The organism is Kitasatospora sp. NPDC036993, assembly GCF_055607525.1.
The window spans coordinates 349,905-357,169 of the sequence record NZ_JBVJRP010000004.1; the positions used below are offsets into that span (position 1 = coordinate 349,905).

5 protein-coding genes are annotated in these 7,265 nt (G+C 71.5%); all 5 read left to right on the plus strand.

The features are described from left to right. Nucleotides 1-113: 113 nt before the first annotated feature. The 5 genes from ACZ7C5_RS10695 to kdpC all read left to right on the plus strand — a co-directional run bounded on the left by ACZ7C5_RS10695 (nt 114) and on the right by kdpC (nt 7,117). Nucleotides 114-1,946: an APC family permease gene (locus tag ACZ7C5_RS10695; RefSeq protein WP_470322427.1), complete on the plus strand. Its 1,833-nt coding sequence runs from the start codon at nt 114-116 to the stop codon at nt 1,944-1,946. Between the two features lie 577 nt (nt 1,947-2,523). Continuing rightward, nucleotides 2,524-2,613, plus strand: a complete 90-nt coding sequence (kdpF, locus tag ACZ7C5_RS10700) for a K(+)-transporting ATPase subunit F (protein ID WP_035794954.1) — start codon at nt 2,524-2,526, stop codon at nt 2,611-2,613. Nucleotide 2,614: 1 nt separating this feature from the next. Further along, on the plus strand, nt 2,615-4,279 hold the full coding sequence (gene kdpA, locus ACZ7C5_RS10705) for a potassium-transporting ATPase subunit KdpA (protein WP_401079962.1): 1,665 nt from the start codon (nt 2,615-2,617) through the stop codon (nt 4,277-4,279). After that, complete coding sequence (kdpB, locus tag ACZ7C5_RS10710) at nt 4,279-6,462, plus strand: potassium-transporting ATPase subunit KdpB (RefSeq protein ID WP_470322428.1); 2,184 nt, start codon at nt 4,279-4,281, stop codon at nt 6,460-6,462. The genes kdpA and kdpB overlap by 1 nt, the downstream gene beginning before the upstream one ends. 19 nt (nt 6,463-6,481) lie before the next feature. Continuing rightward, nucleotides 6,482-7,117: a potassium-transporting ATPase subunit KdpC gene (gene kdpC / locus ACZ7C5_RS10715; RefSeq protein WP_401079958.1), complete on the plus strand. Its 636-nt coding sequence runs from the start codon at nt 6,482-6,484 to the stop codon at nt 7,115-7,117. Nucleotides 7,118-7,265: the final 148 nt, after the last annotated feature.

A 7,265-nucleotide genomic window follows, 5' to 3' on the forward strand; every position in this document is an offset into this window, starting at 1 on the left:
AAGAGGGCGTCAGGGGCGCTCGTGGCGGCGTCAGGAACGCGTAGGGCCCGCGGGGCGGCGGGAGTGTGGACCGCAGGATCGGACCAACTCACCGACTGCGGAGGTCCCGTCCGATGTCCAGCGCCATCACCACTGCGGCCGTCACGGCCGAACCCGAGCCGCCTGATACCGGTACGGGCGACGAGCGGCACCGGCTCAGCGCGCTCGGCGGACTGGCCGCGCTCTCGCTGGACGCCATGGCCTCGGTCGCGTACGGGCCGGAGTCGATCGTGCTGGTGCTGGCCGCCGCCGGTGCGTACGGGCTGGGCTTCACGCTGCCGGTCACCGCGGCGATCGCCGTGCTGCTGGCGGTGCTGGTCGCCTCCTACCGCCAGGTGATCGCGGCGTTCCCGGACGGCGGCGGCTCCTACGCGGTGGCCAAGGCGCACCTGGGCCGCAGGACCGCACTGACCGCGGCCGCCTCGCTGGTCGTCGACTACGTCCTGAACGTCGCGGTATCCGTCACGGCCGGCGTGGCCGCGCTCACCTCGGCCGTACCCGGCCTGTTCGGCGACCGGGTCTGGCTCTGCCTGGGCGTGCTGGCGCTGGTCACCGCGGTGAACCTGCGCGGGATCGCCGAGTCGGCGCGCTGGTTCATGGCGCCGACGGCCGTCTTCGTCCTCTCCATCCTGACGGTCATCGTGGCCGGCCTGCTCCGGGACGCCCCGGCCAGCACCGCGGCCGCCGCCGGCCACGCCTCGACGCTCGCCGAGAACGCCTCCACCGTCGGCGCGCTGCTGCTGCTCAAGGCCTTCGCGGCCGGCTGCTCCGCGCTGACCGGGGTGGAGGCGGTGGCCAACGCCGTCCCCTCCTTCCGCACCCCGCGGGTCAGGCGCGCGCAGCACACCGAGGTCGCGCTCGGCGCCCTGCTCGGCGTGATGCTGATCGGGCTGGCCGTGCTGATCGGGCGCTTCCACCTCCAGCCGGTGGAGGGCGTCACCGTGCTCGCCCAGCTCGCCGACGCCTCGCTCGGCCACGGCTTCGGCTTCTACGTCGTCCAGTTCGCCACCGTGGTGCTGCTCGGGCTGGCCGCCAACACCTCCTTCGGCGGGCTGCCGGTGCTGCTCGACCTGCTCGCCAGGGACAACCACCTCCCGCACCTGTTCGCGCTGCGCGCCGACCGCCAGGTGTACCGGTACGGCGTGCTGTTCCTGGCCGGGGTGTCGGCGGCGCTGCTGGCCGGCTCCGGCGGGGACGTCAACAGCCTGGTGCCGCTGTTCTCGATCGGCGTGTTCGTCGGCTTCACCATCTGCCAGGTCGGCATGGTCCGGCACTGGCTGTCGCACCGGCCCTCCGGCTGGCGGTGGAAGGCCGCGCTGAACGGTTTCGGCGCGCTGCTCACCGGCGTCGCGGCGCTGGTCGTCACCGGCACCAAGTTCACCGAGGGCGCCTGGGGCATCGTGGTGGCCCTGCCGCTGCTGGTGCTGCTGTTCGAGGCGGTCCACCGCAGCTACGCGCGGATCGGCGAGCGGCTGGAACTCGGCCGGGTGCCGGGACCGGTGACCAGGCAGCGCAGCCTGGTCGTCGTCCCGGTGACCGCGATCACCCGGCTGACCAGGGACGGCCTGTCGGCGGCGCTCTCGCTCGGCGACGAGGTCATGGCGGTGACCGTGGTGCACGAGCCGGCCGCGGCCGAGGCGCTGCGCCGGGACTGGGAGCTGTGGCAGCCGGGCGTGCCGCTGGTGGAGCTCCCGGACGCGCACCGCCGGCTGGGCCGGCCGATCGCGGACTTCGTCAACGAGCTGGGGGCGGAGCACGCCTACGACCGGCTGACCGTGCTGATCCCCGAGGTGGAGCCGGCCCGCTGGTGGCAGCGGGCGCTCCAGAACCGGCGCGGCGCCGTGATCGACCGCGCCCTGCGCCGGCACACCGACGCGGTGGTCTGCCGGCTGCGCATGCGGATGTGACCGCGAGCGGTGACCACGGTCGGTGACCGCGATCGGTGACCACCACGAACGGCCCCGACAGGCCCCGGACGGCCCCGACAGGCCCCGGACGGCCCCGGACGGCCCCGGGCGGCAGCCCGCCGCCCGGGGCCCGCGGCTTTCCTGGCGACGGCGCGGACCAGGGCCACCGCCCGAACCCAGGCCCGAACCCCGGCGCGGACCACCACCCGCACCCTGCCCGCACCCTGCCCGCACCCCGGCCCGCACCCCGGCCCGCACCCCGGCCCGCACCCCGGCCCGCACCCCGGCCCGGATCTCGGCCCGATCACGACGGTCTCGGTCCGGTGAAGCGCCCGTCAACGTCGCGTCAACGTCGCGCTGTCACCCGTATGGAGGGCGTCAGGGCCTCATAACGCGCCTCTGACGGCTGCTTTGCTGCATCTGCCGGTCGTCCGCCGGCGCCGCGCGTGCCCTCGGGCCCAGGTCGCGGCATCTCCCGAACCGCTCTGGTGGAGCCCATGTCCGATCTCATCTACGTCGGTGTCACGGTCGCCGTGTTCGCCGTCATCGCCCTGATCGCGCGGGGGGTGGAGAAGCTGTGAGCGTCGAGAACATCGCTGGTCTGATCGTGGCCGTCGCCCTCGTCGGCTATCTCGTCGTGGCGCTGATCTTCCCGGAGAAGTTCTGACATGGGATCCACTCTCGCGGGCTGGCTCCAGGCCGTCGCCCTCGTCGGCGCGCTGGCCCTGTGCTACCGCCCCCTCGGCGACTACATCGCCAAGCTCCTCACCTCCGCCAAGCACCTCAGAGTCGAACGCGGCATCTACAAGCTGATCGGCGTCGACGGCGACGCCGATCAGCGCTGGCCGGTCTACCTCCGCTCGGTGCTGGCCTTCTCGGCCGTCTCCGTCCTCTTCCTCTACGGCCTGATCCGCCTCCAGGGCCACCTGCTGCTGAACCTGGGCGTTCCGCAGATGGAGGGCCACCAGGCCTGGAACACCGCGATCTCGTTCGTCGCCAACACCAACTGGCAGTCCTACGGCGGCGAGTCCGCGATGGGCCAGGTGGCGCAGATGGCGGGCCTGGCGGTGCAGAACTTCGTCTCCGCCGCCGTCGGCATCTCCGTCGTCGCCGCGCTGGTCCGGGGCTTCACCCGCAACAGGACCGACCGGGTCGGCAACTTCTGGGTGGACCTCACCCGGATCAACCTGCGCCTGCTGCTGCCGGTCTCGATCGTCTTCGCCCTGGTCCTGGCCGCCAACGGCGTGATCCAGAACTTCCACGGCTTCCACGAGGTCACCACCCTCGCGGGCGAGGTGCAGAAGATCCCGGGCGGCCCGGTGGCCTCCCAGGAGGTCATCAAGCTGCTCGGCACCAACGGCGGCGGCTTCTTCAACGCCAACTCGGCGCACCCGTTCGAGAACCCGACCGGTTTCACCAACCTGGTCGAGATCTTCCTGATCCTGGTGATCCCGTTCGCGCTGCCGCGGACCTTCGGCCGGATGGTCGGGGACAACCGCCAGGGCTACGCGATCGTCGCCGTGATGGGCCTGTTCTGGATCGCCTCGACGGCCCTGCTGACCCTCGCCGAGTCCCAGCACCACGGCAGCGCACTCCAGGCCGCGGGCGCCGCGATGGAGGGCAAGGAGCAGCGCTTCGGCATCGCCGCCAGCTCGCTGTTCGCCGCCTCGACGACGCTGACCTCGACCGGCGCGGTGAACTCCTTCCACGACTCGTACACGCCGTTCGGCGGCGGGCTGACGGTCTTCGACATGATGCTGGGCGAGATCGCGCCCGGCGGTGTGGGCTCCGGCCTGTACGGCATGCTGGTGCTGGCGGTCGTCGCGGTGTTCGTCGCCGGCCTGATGGTCGGCCGCACCCCCGAGTACCTGGGCAAGAAGCTCGGCGGCCGGGAGATGAAGTTCGCCTCGCTGTACATCCTCACCACGCCGACGATCGTGCTGGTCGGTACGGGCGTGGCGATGGCGCTGCCGGGCGAGCGGGCCGGGATGCTCAACTCGGGCGCCCACGGTTTCTCCGAGGTGCTGTACGCCTTCACCTCCGCCTCCAACAACAACGGCTCGGCCTTCGGCGGCATCACCGTCAACACCGACTGGTACGACACCGCGCTCGGCCTGGCGATGATCTTCGGCCGGCTGCTGCCGATCGTCTTCGTCCTGGCGCTGGCCGGCGCGCTCGCCCAGCAGCAGCCGGTTCCGGCCACCCCGGGCACCCTGCCCACCCACAAGCCGCTGTTCGTGGGCCTGCTGTCGGGCGTGATCCTGATCGTCGTCGGCCTCACCTACTTCCCGGCCCTGGCTCTCGGGCCGATCGCGGAAGGTCTCTCCTCCTGATGTCCACCCCTACGCTCACTCCCGCACCAGCCGACCAGGCGGAGCCCGCCGCGCCGCACAGAGTGTCGAGCGGCCTGCTCGACCCGAAGCTGATACTCGCGTCCCTGCCGGACGCGGTGAGGAAGCTCGACCCCCGGGTGATGGTCAAGAACCCGGTGATGTTCGTGGTCGAGGTCGGCTCGGTGGTCACCACCGTGTCCGCGATCGCCGACCCGTCCGTGTTCGCCTGGGCCATCACCGTCTGGCTCTGGCTCACCACGGTCTTCGCCAACCTGGCGGAGGCCGTCGCCGAGGGCCGCGGCAAGGCCCAGGCCGACACCCTGCGCAGGACCAAGACCGAGAGCGTCGCCCGCCGGCTCACGAACTGGCCGTCCACGGACGCCGAGGAGGAGGTGCCGGGCACCGCGCTGCGGCTCGGCGACCACGTGGTGGTCGAGGCCGGGCAGGTCATCCCCGGAGACGGCGACGTGGTCGAGGGCGTCGCGAGCGTCGACGAGTCGGCGATCACCGGCGAGTCCGCGCCGGTGATCCGCGAGTCCGGCGGTGACCGCTCCGCGGTGACCGGCGGCACCAAGGTGCTGTCCGACCGGATCGTGGTGAAGATCGCCTCGGAGCCCGGCAAGTCGTTCATCGACCGGATGATCGCCCTGGTCGAGGGTGCCGCCCGGCAGAAGACGCCGAACGAGATCGCGCTCAACATCCTGCTGGCCTCGCTGACCATCGTCTTCCTGGTCGCGGTCGTCACGCTCCAGCCGATGGCGACCTACGCGGGCGCCCCGCAGTCGATGATCGTCCTGGTCGCCCTGATCGTGGCGCTCATCCCGACCACCATCGGCGCGCTGCTCTCCGCGATCGGCATCGCCGGCATGGACCGGCTGGTCCAGCGCAACGTGCTGGCGATGTCCGGCCGCGCCGTCGAGGCCGCCGGCGACGTCAACACCCTGCTGCTCGACAAGACCGGCACCATCACCCTGGGCAACCGCCAGGCCGCCGAGTTCCTGCCCGCCCCGGGCGTGTCCACCGACGAACTGGCCGACGCCGCGCAGCTGTCCTCGCTCGCGGACGAGACCCCCGAGGGCCGCTCGATCGTGGTCCTCGCCAAGACCGAGTACGGTCTGCGGGCCCGCACCCAGGGCGAGCTGACCCACGCCACCTGGGTCCCGTTCACCGCCCAGACCCGGATGTCGGGCGTCGACCTGGCGGAAGCCGGGCCTGCGGGAACGGAAGGCGCGGAGCGAGGCGACCCGGACAACAACAGCGGCGGCGGGCGACGGGCGGGCGGCCTCCGCCAGGTCCGCAAGGGCGCGGCCGGCGCCGTCTCCAACTGGGTCGCCGAGAACGGCGGTTCGGTCGGCGACGAGGTCTCCGCCCTGGTCGACGGGATCTCCGCCGCCGGCGGCACCCCGCTGGTGGTGGCGACCAGGGTCGGCACCGGGCCGGCCCGCGTCCTCGGGGTCATCCACCTCAAGGACGTCGTCAAGGAGGGCATGCGGGAGCGCTTCGACGAACTCCGCCGGATGGGCATCAAGACCATCATGATCACGGGTGACAACCCGCTGACCGCCAAGGCGATCGCGGAGGAGGCCGGCGTGGACGACTTCCTCGCCGAGGCCACGCCCGAGGACAAGATGGCCCTGATCAAGAAGGAGCAGGAGGGCGGCAAGCTGGTCGCGATGACCGGCGACGGCACCAACGACGCCCCCGCGCTCGCCCAGGCCGACGTCGGCGTCGCGATGAACACCGGGACCATGGCGGCCAAGGAGGCCGGCAACATGGTCGACCTGGACTCCAACCCGACCAAGCTGATCGAGATCGTCGAGATCGGCAAGCAACTGCTGATCACCCGCGGCGCGTTGACCACCTTCTCGATCGCCAACGACGTGGCCAAGTACTTCGCGATCATCCCCGCGATGTTCGCCGGGGTGTACCCGGGCCTGAGCCACCTCAACATCATGGGCCTGCACAGCCCGCAGTCCGCGATCACCTCGGCGATCATCTTCAACGCCCTGGTCATCATCGGCCTGATCCCGCTCGCCCTGCGCGGCGTGCGCTACCGCCCGTCCGACGCCGGCTCGCTGCTGCGCCGCAACATCGGCGTCTACGGCTTCGGCGGCCTGGTGGTGCCGTTCGTCGGCATCAAGCTGATCGACCTGATCGTCCAGTTCATTCCCGGCCTCAGCTGACGGGGAAGGAGAGAAAACCATGTCCAAGCCCCTGCCGACCGCCGTGCGGACCCACTTCACGGCCCTGCGAGCACTCCTGGTGCTGACCGTGATCCTCGGGATCGCGTACCCGCTGCTGGTCACCGGCATCTCCCAGGTCGCCTTCACCGACAAGGCGAACGGCTCACCGGTCAAGGCCGACGGCAAGGAGGTCGGCTCCAGCCTGATCGGCCAGAGCTTCGACCTCCCGAAGACCGACCCCGGCGACCCGGAGGAGGAGGCCAGGCCGGACCCGAAGTGGTTCCAGCCCCGTCCCTCCGCGGCCGGGACCGGCTACGACGCGTCCTCCTCCAGCGCGAGCAACCTCGGCCCGAACAACGAGGACCTGCTGAAGGCCGTCGAGGACCGCCGCGCCGCCGTCGCCGCGTTCGACGGCGTCGACCCGGCGAGCGTGCCGGCCGACGCGCTGACCGCCTCCGGCTCCGGCCTCGACCCGCACATCTCCGTCGCGTACGCCAAGGAGCAGGTGAACCGGGTCGCCAGGAACCGCGACCTGCCGGTGGAGACGGTGAACAAGCTCGTCGACGAGTCCACCGAGAGCCGCTCGCTCGGCTTCCTCGGCGCCGCGGGCGTCAACGTCCTCCTGCTCAACAAGGCGCTCAGCGAGCAGAAGTGACATCACCTCAGATATGTGGGTGACCGGGCCGGGCCGGGGGGGGGGGAGGGGGCCCGCACCCAGGGAGAAAAGGCAGGGCCCGGGAAAATGGACCCCCCCCCAAGAGAAAAAAAAGGGGCCACCGGGCGGGAAGCTCACCCAGGTACCA